The sequence below is a fragment of the Streptomyces sp. NPDC055254 genome (assembly GCF_053606025.1).
On sequence record NZ_JBSGQV010000031.1, the window covers coordinates 15573 to 33131 of the forward strand.

Genomic DNA, 17559 nt, shown 5'->3' on the forward strand with positions numbered 1-17559 from the left:
CCGCGCCCTGCGCCTCAAGCGCCGGCGGGGTTGGGTGTGTGGCGGCCGGAGGGCTGGGTGCGGTTGTGGTTGGGGTGGCGTCCCGGGCTCGGGTGTTTCGGGGCTCTGCCTCGCGCCCCGCGTCTTGAGCGCTGGCGGGGTTGGGTGTGTGGCGGCCGGAGGGCTGGGTGCGGTTGTGGTTGGGGTGGCGTCCCGGGCTCGGGTGTTTCGGGGCTCTGCCTCGCGCTCCGCGTCTTGAGCGTTAGCGGGGCCGGGCGCGGGGCGCCTGGGTGGGTGCGGCGGGTGGTGGCTCGAACGGCGTGGGGCTGGGGTTGGGTGCGTGCGGGCCGTTGCCGGGGTGTGTCCCAGCCCACCCCGGCGGCACCGGAGATGCCGCCGGGGGCTGGTCACGAGCCTCACTCGCGTGCGGAGTCGTTGCCCAAGGGCATCCCGACCCTTCGGGCCTGCCGGTGCTGAGGTGCGGGCGGAACTGGGTCCCGAGCCCCGGCTCGCACCGGGCGCCCGCGCTTCTTGCGGGCGCTGTGCGCCGCGTGGGGGGTCAGGGGGATGGGGCGGAGAGGGTGTCGAGGGTTCGGACCAGGCGATCGAGGACGCGGACCGTTTCGGCGAAGGCCGTGTCGCCGAGTTCCTCCGCGAGGCGGGTTGCCAGGGCGGCGTGGCCCGGGGTGATGCGGGCGACCGCCGCGCGGCCGGCCTCCGTGGGGCGCAGGAGTTTCGCCCGGCGGTGGGCCGGGTTCGGGACGTACTCCGCCAGGCCCTTCGCGGCCAGGAGGTCCGCGACGCGCTGGACGCTCTGGCGCGTGATGCCCATGGTTCGGGCGATGCCCGCGACGGACAGCGGTTCCTTCAGTACCGCACCCAGTACCTGCCACCACGCGGCCGTCAGGCCGGCCGGGCGGGACAGTTCCTCCGAGAGGGCGAGGAACTGGCCGTTCAGCCGGAAGACGCCGAGCGCGGTACGGCTGAGCAGTTCCTGCCGGGTGCGGATCGGCAAGGGGGCGGCGGGTTCCGTCGAGGATTCGGGCATCTGCCCATCCTCCTCCGCCTCCTCCCTGGGGGATGCCTGACCGCTCGCCGCCGTCGTGGTGTGCGGGGGCCCGCCGGGGACGGCCGTGCGGGGTGCCTGTGCGTCCGGCTCCGCCGTGGCAGAGACCGGCCCTTCGAAGCCCGCCGCGTGCGGCGTACGCCCTTCCGGCTCCGCCGCGTCAGGGGCACCCCCGGCCGGTGCCCTGCCGGGACGGGGTGCGGCGGCCGCCGAGGCGCTCGGATCCGCCGTGGCGGTCCCCGCCGCTCCGGGCCCCTCCCCGGCGGGAGCCGGATTGGAGCGCCCAGCGCCCCCGGGCGTCGGGGTGGCGGGACGCGGCTCCCCGGGCGTCGGGGTTCCAGGCCGCCCTCCGGCGGGCGCCGGGGTGGCGGGCCCAGTGTCCCCGGGCGTCGGGGTGGCGGGCCGCGCGTGCACAGGCGCCAGAATCTCGGGCTGAGCATTCCCGGGCGTGGCCGTGTCGGGCCGTACGTCCTCCAGCGTCGGGGTGGTGGGCCCAGCGTGCCTGGGTGTGGGGGTGGTGGGGCGGGCGTGCACAGACGGCGGCGTTCCAGGCCGCCCCTCGGCGGGCGTCGGGTTGGAGCGCCCAGTGCCCCCGGGAGCCGGGTTGGAGCGCCCAGCGCCCCCGGGCGTCGGGGTTCCAGGCCGACCTCCGGCGGGCGCCGGGGTGGCGGGGTCGGCGTGCACAGGCGCCAGGGAGGGTCCGTCTCCGGCGGGAGCCGGGGTGCCGGGGGCGGCGTGCACGAGCGTCGGGGTTCCGGACACCTCCCCGGTGGGAGGCGGCGTTCCGGGCGCCTCCCCAGCGGGCCCCGGGGCGCCCGCTGGCGCTTCCCCGGCGGGCGCCGGGGGGCCCGGCCGTGCGTGTCCCGGCGGCGGGGTGGCGGGGTGCGGGGGCCTGAAGGGGGTGGGCTCAGGCATCGCCGGACTCCGCCGCCGCCATCAGGGTCGGGTACGCGCTCGCGTCCGAGTCGTGGAAGAGGCGGTACCACGCGTCCAGGACGTCCGGCTTGTACACGTCCAGGCGGGTGAAGACCTCGCGGGCGAAGGCCACCGGCTCCGTCGGGCCCGCCGTGATCAGGTCGCCGTCCGTGACCGCGTCGGCCTCGACGTAGTGCTCGGCGCCGGCGTAGCCCGGCTGCGGTGCCAGGTAGAAGGAGGCCCCGCTGGTGTGGGAGCGGTCGTTCAGCAGGCCCTCCCGGGCGAGGCCGGCGGTGGCTCCGCAGATCGCGGCGACCGGGACCCCGGCGTCCAGGAACTCCCGCGCCTTCGCCGCGAACGGCGCCAGCGCGTCTCCGGTGTCCCACAGCGAGGCCCCGGTGAGGATCAGCAGCGAGGAGTCCTCGGGACGGAGGTCAACCAGGGCCAGGTCGGGCTGGATGCGGACGCCGCCCATGGTGGTGACGGGCACTCCCGCGACGGGGCCGACCGTACGGATTCCGTGGCCGCGCTGGGTGAGGTGCGCGGTGGTGTGGCCGGTCTCCCAGTCCGCGTACGTGTCGTAGACGGCGAGGTGAACGGGCTTGCGCGGGGTCTCGTTCATGGTGACCGCCTCCAGGAGGGGTTGAGGAGTAATGACAACATGCTGTCATTGCGGGAGGATGCTGTCAATGGCTGCCGCGCGGGAAGCGGGAAGGCGTGTGCAGACAGATTGCCGAGACCGGCCCCCCACCCCCATACAATCCGCCGATATCCCACCCGACCTGCGCACTTCTAACGTGGTGGCATGACCCCTCATGCCATCCCGCACACCCTTGCCGCAGTCAAGGACGCCGACCGGAAGCACGTCTTCCACTCCTGGTCCGCCCAGGCCCTGATCGATCCGCTGGCGGTCGCCGGGGCCGAGGGGTCGTACTTCTGGGACTACGACGGCAACCGCTTCCTCGACTTCTCCTCCCAGCTGGTCAACACCAACATCGGCCACCAGCACCCCAAGGTCGTCGCCGCCGTCCAGGCGCAGGCCGCCCGGCTCTGCACCCTCGCGCCCGGCTTCGCCGTCGACGTCCGCTCCGAGGCCGCACGCCTCATCGCCGAGCGGACCCCGGGCGACCTGGACAAGATCTTCTTCACCAACGGCGGCGCCGAGGCCGTCGAGAACGCCGTCCGCATGGCGCGGCTGCACACCGGGCGGCAGAAGGTGCTGTCCACCTACCGCTCGTACCACGGGGCCACCGCCGCGGCCATCAACCTGACCGGCGACCCGCGCCGCTGGCCCTCCGACACGGCGGCCGCCGGCGTCGTGCACTTCTGGGGCCCGTACCTCTACCGCTCCGCCTTCCACGCCACCACCGAGGCGGAGGAGTGCGCGCGCGCCCTGACCCACCTCGCCGACACCATCGCCTTCGAGGGGCCGCAGACCATCGCGGCGATCATCCTCGAAAGCGTGCCCGGCACCGCCGGGATCATGACGCCGCCGGCCGGCTACCTCGCGGGCGTGCGCGAGCTCTGCGACCGCCACGGCATCGTCTTCGTCCTGGACGAGGTGATGTCGGGCTTCGGCCGCACGGGCAAGTGGTTCGCCGCCGACCACTGGGGCGTCACCCCCGACCTGATCACCTTCGCCAAGGGCGTGAACAGCGGCTACGTACCGCTCGGCGGTGTCGCGATCTCCGGTGCCGTCGCCGAGACCTTCGCCACCCGCCCCTACCCCGGCGGGCTGACGTACTCCGGTCACCCCCTGGCCTGCGCCGCCGCCGTCGCCACGATCAACGCGATGGAGGAGGAGGGCGTCGTCGAGCACGCCGCCCACCTCGGCGAGAACGTGCTCGGCCCGGCCCTCGCCGAGATCGCCGAGCGCCACCCCTCGGTCGGCGAGGTGCGCGGCCTGGGCACCTTCTGGGCGCTGGAGCTCGTACGGGACAAGGAGACGCGCGAGCCGCTCGTCCCGTACAACGCGTCCGGGGCGGCGAACACGCCGATGGCCGAATTCGCGGCCGCCTGCAAGGCCTCCGGACTGTGGCCCTTCGTCAACATGAACCGCACGCACGTCGTCCCCCCGTGCACGATCACCGAGGCGGAGGCCAAGGAGGGTCTGGCCCTGCTCGACGAGGCGCTGCACGTGGCCGACCGGCACACCACTTCCGGCTGACCGTGACCCGTGGCTGGTTCCCGCCCGGTTAACGGGTTCTAAATCCGCATATCGACCAAGAACCGCTCAGTTTCGGCCTTGCTGCCTGGCCTATGGTGTCCGGAGTCGTACGACAGGAGACGGACCCCTATGCCAGGCAGCGGCGCTGTCACCCGCAACACCCTTCGCCAGCAGATCGCGGACGCGCTGCGTGACGAGGTGCTGGCGGGACGCCTGCCGCCGGGGACCGAGTTCACGGTCAAGCAGATCGCCGAGCAGTACGAGGTCTCCGCGACCCCGGTCCGCGAGGCGCTGGTGGACCTCTCGGCGCAGGGGCTGCTGGACCTGGTCCAGCACCGGGGATTCCGCGTCCGCGTCTTCTCCGTGGACGACTTCCGGGGCATGGTCGAGGCCCGATCGCTCGTCGTGGACGGGATATTCCGCCGGATCGCCGAGCGCGGGACGGCGCCGGGCGCCGGCGAGATGCTGGTGTCGGTGCGGCGCCGGGCCGAGGAGACGCGGCGGGCGGCGCGCAGCGGTTCGCTCGAAGTGCTGATCGGCTACGACCTGCGGTTCTGGCGCGAGCTGAGCGGGCTCGTCGGCAACGGCTACATCTCCGACTTCCTGCACCGCATCCGGGTGCAGTGCTGGGTCTTCGCCGTGCCCCACCTCCAGCGCGAGCCGCAGCTGCGGGCGGCGCTGTGGGACGGGCACCGCGAGCTGGTGGACGCGGTGACGCTGGCGGACGTCGACGAGGTGCGGCGGCTGGTGCGCGAGTACAACCAGCACGCCCTGGACTGGGCCGCGCGGCTGTAGCTGCGGCGGTGGGGGTGCCGGCGCGCGGTCGCGGGCGGGTGGGCGGTCCGGGCGCGGACCGGGTTCTGCGCAACCCTTCGCGGAGCGTGTCCGGAGCACTACCCTGGCCGGATCGGCGGCATCGACTGATCGGAGTCCGCGTGGCCTGTGACCTGTGGCTGGTCCCCCTTGTCGACGTGCTGTGCCACAGCCCCGACAACCCGTTCGCGGAAGAGATCGCCTCGTACGACAAGGCGCTGGGCGAGGCCGGACTGCCGTCCGTGCCGGTGTTCCGGTACATGCCCGGTCTGAGCGGGGACGTCGCCCCGGTCGCCGGCTTCGACTACGACGCCCTGCACTTCCTGCGGCGGGCGTACCTGCTGCGGATCTGCGGTCTGCCGGTGACCCCGGTGGACGAGCTGGGCGGGGACTACGAGCAACTGCTGGAGATGTTCGAGCCCACCGCGCAGCAGTCGCACCTGGTGTGGCACTACGACCACGCGGGGGCCTACGTGCCGGTGGACTTTCCCGTTCCGCTCGCGAACGAGGAGCTGCTGGGCGGGGGTGGGCCGCTGGGGTCCGCGCAGGGGTTGCTGCGGGAGCTGGCGTTCGTCGCGCCGGCGATCGGGATAGACCCGGGGAATCCGCCGGCGGCGCCGGCGCCGCCGGGGCGGCCGACGTCGCTGGAGGAGCCGGCCGGGCCGATTCCGTACGACGACAGTCCGTTCGCGCGGGAGCGGCATGTGTGGTTGGGGTTGCATGCGGCGGCTACGCGGAGTCTTGGGCAGGGGTCGATGATCATCTTTAGCTGAGGCCGGGTGGGTCGGGTCGGGCCCGTGGGGGTGCGGGTGCGGTGCGGGTGCGGTGCGGGTGCCGCTGCGCGGAGCTGGTCCCCGCCCCGCCCTTTCTCCGTTTCCCGGGGCTGCGCCCCGGACCCCCTACGGCGCTCCGCGCCCGCGCCTCAAGCGCCGGCGGGGCTGGAAGACGGGGCTCGGCCCCGGGCCCCGGGGGCCTCGCGCGTCGGGGGGGAAGGGACGGGCTCTGCCCCGGGCCCCGGGCCTCGCGCGGCGGGGAGGGGGGAAGGGACGGGCTGCGACCCGGGCTCCGTGCCCGCGTCGGCGGGGCTGGAGGGGGTGGTGGGGCGGGGTGGTCAGCGGGGTTGTTCCGGGGGGCGCTGGCGGGGCATGTTCGGGCGGGTGCCCGGGGGGAGGGGGAAGCGGGCCGGGGGGATGCCCGTGTCGCCGCGCGGGGAGGGGCCGCCCAGCGACTGCATGACCAGCGGGGCGGGCCCGGAGCGGAACTCCACCATCCAGTCCGTCGTCTCGGAGCGCACCAGCTCCGTGATGTCCTCGGAGAAGCGCCGCAGCACGGTCAGGCAGCGCTCGGCGGCCTCACTGGCCGTGCCCTCGGTGGGCCCGAGCACCTCCCGTACGTTCTCCGACGCCCAGTCGAACTGGAGCGTCTGGAGCCGTCGCTGCACCGCCTGCGCCGTCGCCACGTTCCGCATCCAGCCGGACGTCAGGCCGAAGAACCGGTCGCAGGCCAGCGCGGCGGCGCCCAGCATCAGTGCCAGGTACCCGTACGCCGAAGCCCCCGGCACCGAGCCCGTCAGCTCCAGGAGCGGCATCGCGGCGCCCGCGACGGCGCCCACGGCCGCGCAGATCCGCAGGACGCGCGCCCCCCGCCGCTTGTGGGCCCGGTCGGACAGATACCACTCGGCGGTGCGCAGGGCATCGGACTCGACGCGCCGGTACAGCTCGTCGAGCCGCTCGGCGGGCTCGCCCCAGTCCCCGAGGGGGAACGGCCGGCCGGTCAGATCGCCCGGTGCCGTCGGCCCGCTGCCCTCCCCCTCCCGGGGATCCCGGGGTGGCCCCTCGGGCTGCATCTCCGGCTGGCTCACCCGGCACTCCCTCTGCCTGCGCTGACGTGTGGTGGTGCGCGTGTGCGCAATGGTGCGCATGCTCTTCCTACCTTCGAATGACGGGTAATGGACAACGAATCCCGAGATTTCCGCCCGCAAGCAGGTCTCCATCAGGTACGCGTACGGCTCGACTCTCACTCGAAAGAGTTGGTCCTCACGGCGTAGGGCGCCGCGCCCGGGGAGCACGTAGGCTCGGATTGACCAAGAGGACCGCGAGGTCCGACGTACGGCTCGACTTATGGAGTGAGTGCCCAGTGATTCCCGGTGGTGGCCAGCCCAACATGCAGCAGCTGCTCCAGCAGGCCCAGAAGATGCAGCAGGATCTCGCGGCTGCTCAGGACGAGCTCGCGCGCACCGAGGTCGAGGGCCAGGCCGGGGGCGGTCTGGTCAAGGCGACCGTGACCGGCTCCGGTGAACTGCTCGCGCTGATGATCGACCCGAAGGCCGTGGACCCGGAGGACACCGAGACCCTCGCCGACCTGGTGGTGGCGGCGGTCCAGGCGGCCAACGAGAATGCCCAGGCGCTCCAGCAGCAGAAGCTGGGCCCCCTGGCCCAGGGCCTGGGCGGTGGCGGCACCGGCATCCCCGGCCTGCCGTTCTAGGACCCGCAGGACCCCGCAAGACCCGCAGGACCCGCAGTGCCCCGCAGTACCCGTGGTGATCCGCAACCGAAAGAAGGCAGTCCGTTGTACGAAGGCGTGGTCCAGGACCTGATCGACGAACTGGGCAGGCTGCCCGGCGTCGGGCCCAAGAGCGCGCAGCGGATCGCCTTCCACATCCTGCAGGCCGAGCCCACCGACGTCCGCCGCCTCGCGCACACGCTGCTGGAGGTCAAGGACAAGGTCCGGTTCTGCGCGGTGTGCGGGAACGTGGCGCAGGAGGAGCGGTGCGGGATCTGCCGCGACCCGCGCCGCGACACCACGGTCATCTGTGTCGTCGAGGAGCCCAAGGACGTCGTCGCGATCGAGCGGACGCGTGAGTTCCGGGGCAAGTACCACGTCCTCGGCGGCGCCATCAGCCCGATCGAGGGCGTCGGGCCGGACGACCTGCGCATCCGCGAGCTGCTGACGCGCCTGGCGGACGGCGAGGTGACCGAGCTGATCCTCGCCACCGACCCGAACCTGGAGGGCGAGGCGACCGCCACGTACCTCGCCCGCATGATCAAGCCCATGGGCCTCAAGGTCACCCGCCTGGCCAGCGGGCTCCCCGTCGGGGGAGATCTGGAGTACGCGGACGAGGTCACGCTCGGGCGGGCCTTTGAAGGAAGGCGACTTCTCGATGTCTGACGCAACGCTGCACGCCTTGGGCCAGGACCCGGACGACTTCGCCGTCCAGATCGCGGACCAGATCGAGTCCTTCATCGTCGCGGTCACCGAGGTGGCCAAGGGGGAGGACCCGGACAGCGCGGTGCCCTTCCTCCTCCTGGAGGTGTCGCAGCTGCTGCTGGCGGGGGGCCGGCTGGGCGCGTACCAGGACGTCCTGCCCGACGAGCGCTACGAGCCGGACCTCGGCCCGGAGCCGGACGTGGACGACCTGCGCGAGCGGTTCGCGCTGATGCTGGAGCCGGTCGACGTGTACTCGGAGGTCTTCGACCCCTACGAGCCGCGCAAGGCCCCGGTCGCGCACCGCATCTCCGACGACGTGGCCGACGTGGTGGCGGACCTGCGGCACGGGCTCGCCCACTACCGGTCCGGCCGGACCACCGAGGCGCTGTGGTGGTGGCAGTTCTCGTACTTCACGAACTGGGGGACGACGGCCTCGGCCACCCTGCGCGCCCTCCAGTCCCTGGTGGCCCACGTGCGCCTGGACCAGCCGCTGGCGGCCCTGGACGGTCTGGACACGGACGAGGACCTGGCCGAGGACGAGCTCGCCGAGCAGGCCGGACAGGTGATGGCCGAGGAGCTCGGCCGCCTCGGGCGGCCGTGAGCCGGTCGGTGGGCGCGGCCGAGGGCACGGTCAGGGGCGGTCCGAAGGCGCGGTCCGCACGGTAGAACGGCAGCTCCGCGAGGGAACCCATTCGTTGATCGTTTCGTCTCATGATGTGGTACGAAGCGGTCGGATCGCGGCTGCTCGTTACACTGCACCAGCAATGAGACGGATTGAGCGAGGAGCGCACGTGGGCCTTGTCGTGCAGAAGTACGGAGGTTCCTCCGTAGCCGATGCCGAAGGCATCAAGCGTGTCGCCAAGCGGATCGTGGACGCCAAGAAGAACGGCCACCAGGTGGTCGTCGTGGTTTCCGCGATGGGCGACACGACGGACGAGCTGATCGATCTCGCCGAGCAGGTGTCGCCGATGCCTGCCGGGCGCGAATTCGACATGCTGCTGACCGCCGGAGAGCGGATCTCCATGGCCCTGCTGGCCATGGCGATCAAAAACCTGGGCCACGAGGCCCAGTCGTTCACCGGCAGCCAGGCCGGTGTGATCACCGACTCGGTCCACAACAAAGCGCGCATCATCGATGTCACGCCGGGCCGTATCCGCACCGCGCTGGACGAGGGCAACATCGCCATCGTCGCCGGCTTCCAGGGCGTGTCCGCGGACTCCAAGGACATCACCACCCTCGGCCGGGGCGGCTCGGACACCACCGCCGTCGCGCTCGCCGCGGCGCTGGACGCCGAGGTCTGCGAGATCTACACCGACGTGGACGGCGTGTTCACCGCCGACCCGCGCGTGGTGAAGAAGGCCCGGAAGCTCGACTGGATCTCCTCCGAGGACATGCTGGAGCTCGCCGCCTCCGGTTCCAAGGTGCTGCTGCACCGCTGTGTCGAGTACGCACGCCGATACAACATCCCGATCCACGTCCGCTCGTCCTTCTCGGGACTGCCGGGCACGTGGGTCAGCAACGAGAATCCGCAAGGGGACGAGCAGGTGGAGCACGCCATCATCTCCGGAGTCGCTCACGACGTCTCCGAAGCCAAGATCACGGTCGTCGGCGTTCCGGACAAGCCGGGCGAGGCCGCGGCGATCTTCCGCGCCATCGCGGACGCCGAGGTCAACATCGACATGATCGTGCAGAACGTCTCCGCGGCCTCGACGGGCCTCACCGACATCTCCTTCACGCTCCCCAAGGCCGAGGGCCACAAGGCCATCGACGCCCTGGAGAAGGCGAAGGGCACGATCGGCTTCGAGTCCCTGCGCTACGACGACCAGATCGGCAAGATCTCCCTGGTCGGCGCGGGTATGAAGACCAACCCGGGCGTCACCGCCTCCTTCTTCCAGGCGCTGTCCGACGCGGGCGTCAACATCGAGCTGATCTCCACCTCCGAGATCCGCATCTCGGTAGTGACCCGCCAGGACGACGTCAACGAGGCCGTCCGCGCCGTGCACACGGCCTTCGGCCTCGACTCCGACAGCGACGAGGCCGTCGTCTACGGAGGCACCGGACGATGACCGCGCCCCGGTCCTCCGGCCCGGCGCTCGCCGTGGTCGGGGCGACCGGAGCGGTCGGTACCGTCCTGCTCCAGATCCTGTCCCAGCGCAAGGACGTCTGGGGCGAGATACGCCTGATCGCCTCCACGCGCTCGGCCGGCCGCGTGCTGGTCGTCCGCGCGGAGGAGACCGAGGTGATCGCCCTGACCGAGGACGCCTTCGACGGCCTCGGTCCGGGGGACATCGCCCTCTTCCTCACTCCTGCCCACGTCTCGGCCCGGTGGGCTCCCGCCGTCACCGCGCGCGGCGCCGTCGTCGTGGACCAGTCGGCCGCCTTCCGGGAGGACCCCGAGGTGCCGCTGGTGGTGCCCGAGGTCAACGGCCACGCCGTACGGGTCCGGCCGCGCGGGATCGTCGCGGGCCCGGACTGCGTGACCGCCGCGATGATCGCGGCCCTGGGCGCGCTGCACGCCGAGTACGCGCTGGCCGAGCTGGCCGTCTCCTCGTACCAGGCCGCCGGCGCCGCGGGCCGGGCCGGTTCGGACGCGCTGCGCCGCCAGCTGTCCCTGGTCGCCGGGACCGCCCTGGGGGAGCAGCCCGGCGACGTGCGCCGGGCCGTGGGCGAGGACACCGGCCCCTTCGCGGCCCCGCTCGCGCTCAATGTCGTGCCGTGGTCCGGCGAGTTGCGCGACGGCGGCTGGTCCTCGCACGAGCTGGCCGTACGGGCGGAGACCCGTCGGATCCTGCAGCTGGAGCGGCTGCCGGTCGCGGTGACCTGCGTGCAGGTCCCGGTGGTGACCGGGCATTCGCTGACCGTGCGGGCCCGGTTCGAGAACGCGGTGGACGCCGCGCACGCCCGGGAGATCCTGGACGCGGCGCCCGGCGTGGTGCTCGTCGACGACCCGGCGGCGGGGGAGTTCCCCACCCCGGTGGACGCCGCGGGTACGGATCCGGCCTGGGTGGGACGGGTCCGGTCCTCGCTCGACGACGGGCACGCCCTGGAGTTCTTCGTGTGCGCCGACAATCTCCGCAAGGGTGCGGCCCTGAATGCCACTCAGATCGCGGAGCTGATCGCAGATGAATTTGCGTAAATCGCTTTGTAGGATCAGTACGGATCCCTTGATCAAGGTGATGGCCCGACCGCCGTCTCGATGGACGGGGCAATCGGGAAGAGCGGGTACGCATGAGGGCAATGGGGATTTCGCAGGTGAGGTTGCCGCGCGCGTACAACCCTGACGGGGGGACGCGTGTCCTACAGGCGTGGCAGAGGCACTGCTCGACATCGCCGTCCTACCGGCGCGCACCGGGATCGTTGCGTCGCGCCGGATCTCCCGCCCGCCCGGCGGCGGTCTTCACGTGATCGTGCCCGTCCCTCCGGCCGGGCCCTCCGAGGTCCCCGTACGGGCTGCCCTGCCGAGCCGGAGCGGGCGCGTGCCCGCGCCGCGCGACAGCGCTGAGGCGGGCGGCGGCGGCAGCGGCGGCGTGGCGGCCGAGTCGGCGGCCGAGTCGATGCCCGAAGTGGTACCCGAGGTGGTACCCGAAGTGGTGGCCGGTACCACCGTCGACCACCTCACCGAGACCTACCAGGCCCACTACCGCTCGCTGCTGGGGCTGGCCGCCCTGCTCCTCGACGACACCGCGTCCTGCGAGGACGTCGTCCAGGAGGCGTTCATCCGCGTGCACTCGGCCCGGAGCCGGGTCCGAGACCGCGACAAGACGCTGGCGTACCTGCGGCAGACCGTCGTGAACCTCTCGCGGTCCGCGCTGCGACGGCGCATCCTCGGCCTCAAGCTGCTGTCGAAGCCGATGCCGGACATGGCGAGCGCCGAAGAGGGCGCGTACGACCAGTTGGAGCGGGACGACCTGATCAAGGCGATGCGCGGACTCCAGCGCCGCCAGCGCGAGGTGCTCGTCCTGCGCTACTTCGCGGACATGACGGAGGCCCAGGTCGCCGAGACGCTCGGCATATCGCTCGGCTCGGTGAAGGCGTACGGATCGCGGGGTATTGCCGCGCTGCGGGTGGCGATGGAGGCTGCGCAGTCATGATGGACGACCACACTCCGCGGGGCGGGGCGAGCGACGAGGAAGCGCTGCGGGGCATGCTGCGCGGTGCCGTCGAGGGCATCCGGCCCGCTGACGGCGCCCTGGAGCGGCTGCGGTACGCGGTCCCGGTGCGGCGGACCCGCAGGCGGCAGGCCTTCGTGGGCGCCGCGGCGGTCGCGCTGCTCGCCGGTACGGCGATCCCGGCGGCCGTGCACATGAACCTGATGGGCTCCGAGGGAACCGCCACCGACCGGCCGGCCATGGCCGGGCACGGCGAGCCCGGCGCCGGTCCGGGCGCGGACCCCTCCGACCCGCACCAGAACGGCCACGGGGTCCGGCCCAGGTCCACCCGGTCCGCTGCGCCCGACGCCGGCGGCACCACCGGGCAGCCCGACCCGGCGGTGAGCAGCTCCGCCCCGGCCGGCGGTACGACGGCCGGGCCGTCCGGCGCCGGCAGCACGGCCGGCCCCTCCGGCTCGGTCGCGGGGCCGGGTCCGCTGCCGCCGGTGTCGGTGCCGGGCGTGCCGGGGTGCGGCGCCGACCAGCTGGGGGTGGTGGCCTCGGCCCGCGCACCGCGGGCGGACGGCAAGGTCTACGGCAGCTTCAAGGTCACGAACGTCTCGGCGCGCGGCTGTACGGTCTCCGGACCGGACACCGTGACGGCGGCCGCGGCGTCGGCCGCCACGTCCGGCCCGGGTTCCGCCGTCCCCGTCGTCGGCCACACGGCGGGCGGTCCGGCGAGCGGGCTGCTGCCCGACCCCTCGGCGGCGGTGCCGGTGCTGGTGCTCCCGCCCCACACGGCGTACGAGGTGCGCTTCGCGTGGGTGCCCTCGGGGCAGCCGTGCCCGGCGGAGACGACGAGCGGCGGCGGGACGGGCTCGAAGCCGGTGGACGGCGCGTCGGGCACCCCGTCGGGGTCGGACGGGGACGCGGGGCGGGCGGCCGAACCGCCGGTGTCCGGTACGCCCCCGGAACCGGCCGGGGTGGCGGTGTCGCACACCCCTGGGACGGGCGCGCCGACGACCCGGACGACGATTCCCGCGGCCTGCGGCGGGACGGTCTACCGGACGGGCACCATTGCGCTGGACGCCCCCGAGTCGTGACGCGGCGGGGCGCCCTCGCGGGGGCCCGCGGTCAGGCCCGGGTGGCGGCGGACCCGGTGGACGCGGCGGGACCGTCCGACGCGGCGGCTCCGTCCGACCCGGAAAGTCCGGCAGGTCCGGCAGGTCCGGCAGGTCCGGTCGGCTCCGGGAGCAGGCCCGCCTCCGTGTCGCGCAGGGTCTCCACCTCGCGCCGGTAGAGCCGGAACCACATGAACAGCACGAAGGCGACGAAGACGAACCATTCGCCGGTGTAGCCGAGGTTCTGGAAGGCCTTGAGGTCGAGGCCGGTGTTGTTCGGGGCCCGGGCGGGCACCGGCACCATCCCGTCGGACGGCGTCTGCACGGTCAGCCAGGCGTCGTACAGGTCGTACGGGACGATGTTGACGAGCGAGGCCGCCCCGATCACCCCGAGCTGCCCGGCCGGCAGGCCGCCCACCGCGTGCACTCCCTTGGTACCGGAGTTCTCCGACGCCTGCAGGGCCCCGGTGACCTCGACCCGGCCGGTCGGTGCGGCCGGCGCCCTCGCCGCATCGGCCGGGCCCGGCAGCCAGCCCCGGACCACCGGGACGGCCTTGCCGGAGTCGGTCCTCAGCAGGGTCAGCACGTAGAAGCCGGACTCGCCGCCCAGGCGCCGCTCGGGCACCAGAAGCTGTTCGCCGTACTCGCCGGAGGCGGAGGCGAGCCGCCCGGAGGTCTTCTTGTCCACCGGGAGGAGGGAGTCCAGCGGCACCGCGGCCCGATCGGCCGGGCGCGCGGAGTTCGCCTCCTTGTGGCTGTCGACGCGGTCCTCGAAGCGGCCGAGCTGCCAGGACCCCATGAACAGGCAGAAGGGGACGGCGAGCGCGACGAAGACGTTGATCCCCCACCAGCGCGGGGTCAGGAGAAACCGGTGCACCCCACCACGGTACGGGGGGTGCACCGGTCCGTGTGTCCCGGGTCAGCGCGGAAGGTGCTTGAGGGCGAACTCCAGGTCCATCCGGATCTGCTTGATGCGCTCCTCCACCACCAGCGAGCCGTGTCCGGCGTCGTAGCGGTAGACCTCGTGGACCGCCCCGCGCGCCGCCAGCCGGTCGACGTAGTTGTCGATCTGACGGAGGGGGCAGCGCGGGTCGTTGACGCCCGCCGCGATGTGGACGGGCGCCACCACCCGGTCCACGTAGGTCAGCGGCGAGGACGCCGCCCACAGCTCCGGGACCTCCTGCGGCGTGCCGCCGAAGAGGGTGCGGTCCAGGGCCTTGAGCGCCTCCATCTCGTCCTCGTACGAGGCCACGTAGTCCGCGACCGGTACGGAGGCCAGCCCCACGGCCCAGGCCTCGGGCTGCGTGCCCAGGCCCAGCAGGGTCAGGTAGCCGCCCCAGGAGGAGCCCGACAGCACCAGCCGCGCGGGGTCGGCGAGGCCGCTGGAGACCGCCCAGTCGCGGACGGCCGCGATGTCCTCCAGCTCGATCAGGCCGATCCGGTGCTTGAGCGCGTCCGTCCACGCGCGGCCGTACCCGGTCGAGCCCCGGTAGTTGACCCGGACGACCGCGAAGCCGTGGTCCAGCCAGGCCGCGGGGGTCGCCGCGAAGGTGTCGCTGTCGTGCCAGGCGGGACCGCCGTGGATCTCGAAGATCGTCGGGAAGGGGCCGTCACCGTGGCCCGCGGGGCGCTGCGCGAGCGCGTGCACGCGTCCGCCCGGGCCCTCCACCCACACGTCCTCCACCGGTACCGAGCCGGGGGCCTTGGCGCCGGGCGGGTCCAGGACGATCCCGCCCGCGGTGGACCGTACGGTCTGCGGCTCGGCGGCCGAGGACCAGGTGTACTCCACCGTCCCGTCGGGCCGCGGCGTCGCCTCCACCACCGACCCCGGCGGCGTGTCCAGGCGTACGAGCTCCCGGGCGGCCAGGTCGTAGCGCCACAGCTCGCCGCGCGCCTCGAAGGTGTGGGAGACCAGCAGCGCGCTGCCGTCCGGGTACCACTCGGCGTGGACCTCGCCGGGCAGGTCGATCGCGAGCTCCTCCTGCGCCCCGGTGGCCACGTCCCACACGATCGGCTCCCAGCGGCCGCGCCGCTGGTGGCCCACCAGCAGCCGGGTGTCGCCCGCGACCGGGGCGAAGCCGAGCACCGCGAGGCCCAGCTCCTCGGTGCCGCCGCGGGTGTCGTCCAGCTCGGCGACGGTGGCGCCGTCGAGGGTGAGCACGCGCAGGGAGGAGTGCATGGCGTCGCCGTGCTCGGTGTGCTCGACGGCGATCAGCGTCCCGTCCCGGGACAGGTCGCCGACGCCCGCGGACTCGCGGTGGCGGTAGACCACGGTCGGCGCGGTGCCGTCCGCGCGGACCACGTGGAGGGTGGAGCCGTCCTCGTCGGTGGAGCGCCCGATGACGGCCGTCCCGTCGCGGCCGATGGCGAGTCCGGCGGGGTAGCCGGGCTCCAGGCCGGGGGCGGCCGGCTCGTCGGGGCCGCCCGCGAAGGGCTGGCGGACCCAGGTGCCGAACTCGTCGCCGTCGGTGTCGGAGAACCACCAGATCCACTCGCCGTCCGGGGAGAGGGCGCAGTCGGTGGTGCCGCTGGGGCGGTCGGTGGCCTGCCGCTGCGCGCCGGTGGCGCGGTCCCAGGCGTAGACCTCGAAGGTGCCGGTCGCGTTGGACACGAAGATCGAGCGGTCCGGGGCGTCCTGCGCCCACTCGGGCAGACCGACGCGCGGCGCCCGGAACCTCTTCTCCCAATCGGGCACGGCGGGGGGCGTCACAGGGGATTCGGGCGTCTCGCCGGTGGTCACATCGCTGTCGCTCGTCATGCCCCCCATTCTTGCCGGACGGGGCACCGGGATGCCGATCGCTCCGGTCAACGGCCCGCGGCCTCCCCGGAAGCCGCGGGCCGCGTGCGTACGCTGGCGGCATGCGGATGATCGTCCGGGGCGCCCGGCTGTGGACCGACCAGGAGACCGACCGGAAGCAGCCCGTCGCCCGCGACGGCCTGTCCGACGTCGAGGTGGGCGAGGACGGACGGATCGCGCGGGTCCTCGCGCACGACGACCAGAAGGAACCGCCGGCCACCGGTGTGATCATCGAGGCCCACGGCAGCCTGCTCACCGCCCCGTTCGTCGAGCCGCACATCCATCTCGACACGGCCCTGACCGCCGGTGAGCCGAGGCCGAACGCCTCCGGCACGCTGTGGGAGGGCATCGCCTGCTGGAGCGACCGCAAGGCGACGCTGACCCGCGAGGACGTGGTCGCGCGGGCCACCGAGGTGCTGCGCTGGCAGGCGGCGCAGGGTGTGCTGCACGTGCGCACCCACTGCGACGTCACCGATCCGTCCCTCACCGCGCTCGACGCGCTGCTGGAGGTGCGCGACCGGGTGCGCGACGTCATGACCCTGCAGATCGTGGCCTTTCCGCAGGAGGGCATCGTCTCCTACCCGGACGGCGAGGCGCTGCTGCGCGCGGCGGTGGCCCGGGGCGCCGACGTCGTGGGCGCCATCCCGCACTTCGAGGACACCCGCGAGGACGGGGTCGCGTCGCTCCACACCGCTTTCGCGGTGGCCGAGGAGTACGGGCTGCGCGTGGACGCGCACTGCGACGAGATCGACGACGAGCAGTCCCGCTTCGTGGAGGTGCTGGCGGCCCTCGCGCTGCGGTCGGGGCTCCGTGGGCGGGCGACGGCCTCGCACACCACGGCCATGGGCTCCTACAACGGCGCGTACAGCTACAAACTCCAGCGCCTGCTGGCCCGTTCGGGGATCAATCTGGTTTCCAACCCCTTCGCCAACCTCAACCTGCAGGGCCGCTTCGACGCCTATCCCAAGCGGCGCGGGCTCACCCAGGTCAAGGAGATGCTGGCGGCCGGCGTGAACGTGGCCTTCGGGCACGACGACGTGATGGACCCCTGGAACGCGCTGGGCACCGGCAACCCGCTCCAGACCGCCCTGGTCGGGCTGTACGCGGCCCAGCTCACCGGGGCCGCCGAGATTCCCACCGCGTTCTCGATGGTGACGGACCGCGCGGCCCGGGTGCTCGGCCTGAGCGGTGCGGAGTACGGCATCGCCGAGGGCGCGCCCGCCTCCTTCGTCCTGCTCCCCGCGCCCTCGCCCGAGGAGGCGATCCGCCGCCAGGTACGGCCGCGGTACGTCGTCTCGCGCGGGAACGTCCTCGCCGAGACGCCGCCCGCCCCGACCCGGCTGTCCTGGCCGGGGCAGGCCCCGGCCGACGTCGACTTCGGCCGGAGCCCGGTGCTGTGACGGCTG

The 17559-nt window shown here is 73.4% G+C and carries 16 protein-coding genes; 11 read left to right on the forward strand and 5 right to left on the reverse strand.

The genetic code is table 11. The features are described 5' to 3' along the window. Positions 1-538: 538 nt before the first annotated feature. Together ACWFQ8_RS24615 and ACWFQ8_RS24620 are read right to left on the reverse strand one after the other, a co-directional pair. Entirely contained in the window at positions 539-1027 is a 489-nt protein-coding gene (locus ACWFQ8_RS24615; protein WP_453788432.1) for a MarR family winged helix-turn-helix transcriptional regulator, read from the reverse strand. A gap of 925 nt (positions 1028-1952) precedes the next feature. Further along, entirely contained in the window at positions 1953-2582 is a 630-nt protein-coding gene (locus ACWFQ8_RS24620) for a DJ-1/PfpI family protein (RefSeq protein WP_453788433.1), read from the reverse strand. Between the two features lie 183 nt (positions 2583-2765). On the opposite strand from ACWFQ8_RS24620, the gene ACWFQ8_RS24625 reads away from it, so the two are divergent. The 3 genes from ACWFQ8_RS24625 to ACWFQ8_RS24635 all read left to right on the forward strand — a co-directional run bounded on the left by ACWFQ8_RS24625 (position 2766) and on the right by ACWFQ8_RS24635 (position 5713). Beyond that, positions 2766-4127, forward strand: coding sequence for an aminotransferase class III-fold pyridoxal phosphate-dependent enzyme (locus tag ACWFQ8_RS24625; protein ID WP_453788434.1), 1362 nt, complete (start codon positions 2766-2768; stop codon positions 4125-4127). 129 nt (positions 4128-4256) lie between these two features. Beyond that, on the forward strand, positions 4257-4922 hold the full coding sequence (locus ACWFQ8_RS24630) for a GntR family transcriptional regulator (protein WP_453788435.1): 666 nt from the start codon (positions 4257-4259) through the stop codon (positions 4920-4922). Between the two features lie 140 nt (positions 4923-5062). Continuing rightward, positions 5063-5713: a hypothetical protein gene (locus tag ACWFQ8_RS24635; RefSeq protein ID WP_453788436.1), complete on the forward strand. Its 651-nt coding sequence runs from the start codon at positions 5063-5065 to the stop codon at positions 5711-5713. Positions 5714-6051: 338 nt separating this feature from the next. Here ACWFQ8_RS24635 and ACWFQ8_RS24640 read toward each other — a convergent pair whose 3' ends face one another. After that, entirely contained in the window at positions 6052-6801 is a 750-nt protein-coding gene (locus ACWFQ8_RS24640; RefSeq protein ID WP_453788437.1) for an SLATT domain-containing protein, read from the reverse strand. Positions 6802-7076: 275 nt separating this feature from the next. On the opposite strand from ACWFQ8_RS24640, the gene ACWFQ8_RS24645 reads away from it, so the two are divergent. From ACWFQ8_RS24645 to ACWFQ8_RS24675, 7 genes are all read left to right on the forward strand, one after another. Next, positions 7077-7424: a YbaB/EbfC family nucleoid-associated protein gene (locus ACWFQ8_RS24645; protein WP_453788438.1), complete on the forward strand. Its 348-nt coding sequence runs from the start codon at positions 7077-7079 to the stop codon at positions 7422-7424. Positions 7425-7508: 84 nt separating this feature from the next. Further along, positions 7509-8108 carry a recombination mediator RecR gene (recR, locus tag ACWFQ8_RS24650; protein WP_453788439.1) on the forward strand — a complete coding sequence of 200 codons (600 nt, stop codon included), beginning with the start codon at positions 7509-7511 and terminating at the stop codon, positions 8106-8108. Next, positions 8101-8748: a DUF5063 domain-containing protein gene (locus tag ACWFQ8_RS24655; RefSeq protein WP_453788440.1), complete on the forward strand. Its 648-nt coding sequence runs from the start codon at positions 8101-8103 to the stop codon at positions 8746-8748. The genes recR and ACWFQ8_RS24655 overlap by 8 nt, the downstream gene beginning before the upstream one ends. Positions 8749-8938: 190 nt before the next feature. Then, the gene (locus tag ACWFQ8_RS24660) at positions 8939-10213 is read left to right on the forward strand and encodes an aspartate kinase (protein WP_453788441.1); all 1275 of its coding nucleotides are present in this window, start codon (positions 8939-8941) and stop codon (positions 10211-10213) included. Continuing rightward, positions 10210-11283, forward strand: coding sequence for an aspartate-semialdehyde dehydrogenase (locus ACWFQ8_RS24665; RefSeq protein WP_453788442.1), 1074 nt, complete (start codon positions 10210-10212; stop codon positions 11281-11283). The genes ACWFQ8_RS24660 and ACWFQ8_RS24665 overlap by 4 nt, the downstream gene beginning before the upstream one ends. Positions 11284-11452: 169 nt before the next feature. Next, entirely contained in the window at positions 11453-12238 is a 786-nt protein-coding gene (locus ACWFQ8_RS24670) for a SigE family RNA polymerase sigma factor (protein ID WP_453788443.1), read from the forward strand. After that, positions 12235-13338 carry a hypothetical protein gene (locus ACWFQ8_RS24675; protein ID WP_453788444.1) on the forward strand — a complete coding sequence of 368 codons (1104 nt, stop codon included), beginning with the start codon at positions 12235-12237 and terminating at the stop codon, positions 13336-13338. The genes ACWFQ8_RS24670 and ACWFQ8_RS24675 overlap by 4 nt, the downstream gene beginning before the upstream one ends. Before the next feature lie 31 nt (positions 13339-13369). Here ACWFQ8_RS24675 and ACWFQ8_RS24680 read toward each other — a convergent pair whose 3' ends face one another. Beyond that, on the reverse strand, positions 13370-14233 hold the full coding sequence (locus ACWFQ8_RS24680) for an SURF1 family protein (RefSeq protein WP_453788445.1): 864 nt from the start codon (positions 14231-14233) through the stop codon (positions 13370-13372). A 42-nt stretch (positions 14234-14275) separates the two neighbouring features. Continuing rightward, positions 14276-16123 carry a prolyl oligopeptidase family serine peptidase gene (locus ACWFQ8_RS24685; protein WP_453788481.1) on the reverse strand — a complete coding sequence of 616 codons (1848 nt, stop codon included), beginning with the start codon at positions 16121-16123 and terminating at the stop codon, positions 14276-14278. Between the two features lie 92 nt (positions 16124-16215). Between ACWFQ8_RS24685 and codA the strand changes: the two genes are divergently transcribed. Beyond that, positions 16216-17553 (forward strand): cytosine deaminase, encoded by a 1338-nt coding sequence (codA, locus tag ACWFQ8_RS24690; RefSeq protein ID WP_453788446.1) that lies wholly within the window; start codon positions 16216-16218, stop codon positions 17551-17553. Positions 17554-17559 lie beyond the last annotated feature (6 nt).

Excerpts from the sequence above, each read along its gene's own strand:
- ACWFQ8_RS24675 (WP_453788444.1), top strand. The coding sequence starts at position 12,235 with ATGATGGACGACCACACTCCGCGGGGCGGGGCGAGCGACGAGGAAGCG.
- codA (WP_453788446.1), top strand. The coding sequence starts at position 16,216 with ATGCGGATGATCGTCCGGGGCGCCCGGCTGTGGACCGACCAGGAGACC.
- ACWFQ8_RS24655 (WP_453788440.1), top strand. The coding sequence starts at position 8,101 with ATGTCTGACGCAACGCTGCACGCCTTGGGCCAGGACCCGGACGACTTC.
- ACWFQ8_RS24665 (WP_453788442.1), top strand. The coding sequence starts at position 10,210 with ATGACCGCGCCCCGGTCCTCCGGCCCGGCGCTCGCCGTGGTCGGGGCG.
- ACWFQ8_RS24615 (WP_453788432.1), bottom strand. The coding sequence starts at position 1,027 with ATGCCCGAATCCTCGACGGAACCCGCCGCCCCCTTGCCGATCCGCACC.
- ACWFQ8_RS24630 (WP_453788435.1), top strand. The coding sequence starts at position 4,257 with ATGCCAGGCAGCGGCGCTGTCACCCGCAACACCCTTCGCCAGCAGATC.
- ACWFQ8_RS24620 (WP_453788433.1), bottom strand. The coding sequence starts at position 2,582 with ATGAACGAGACCCCGCGCAAGCCCGTTCACCTCGCCGTCTACGACACG.
- ACWFQ8_RS24685 (WP_453788481.1), bottom strand. The coding sequence starts at position 16,123 with ATGGGGGGCATGACGAGCGACAGCGATGTGACCACCGGCGAGACGCCC.
- ACWFQ8_RS24625 (WP_453788434.1), top strand. The coding sequence starts at position 2,766 with ATGACCCCTCATGCCATCCCGCACACCCTTGCCGCAGTCAAGGACGCC.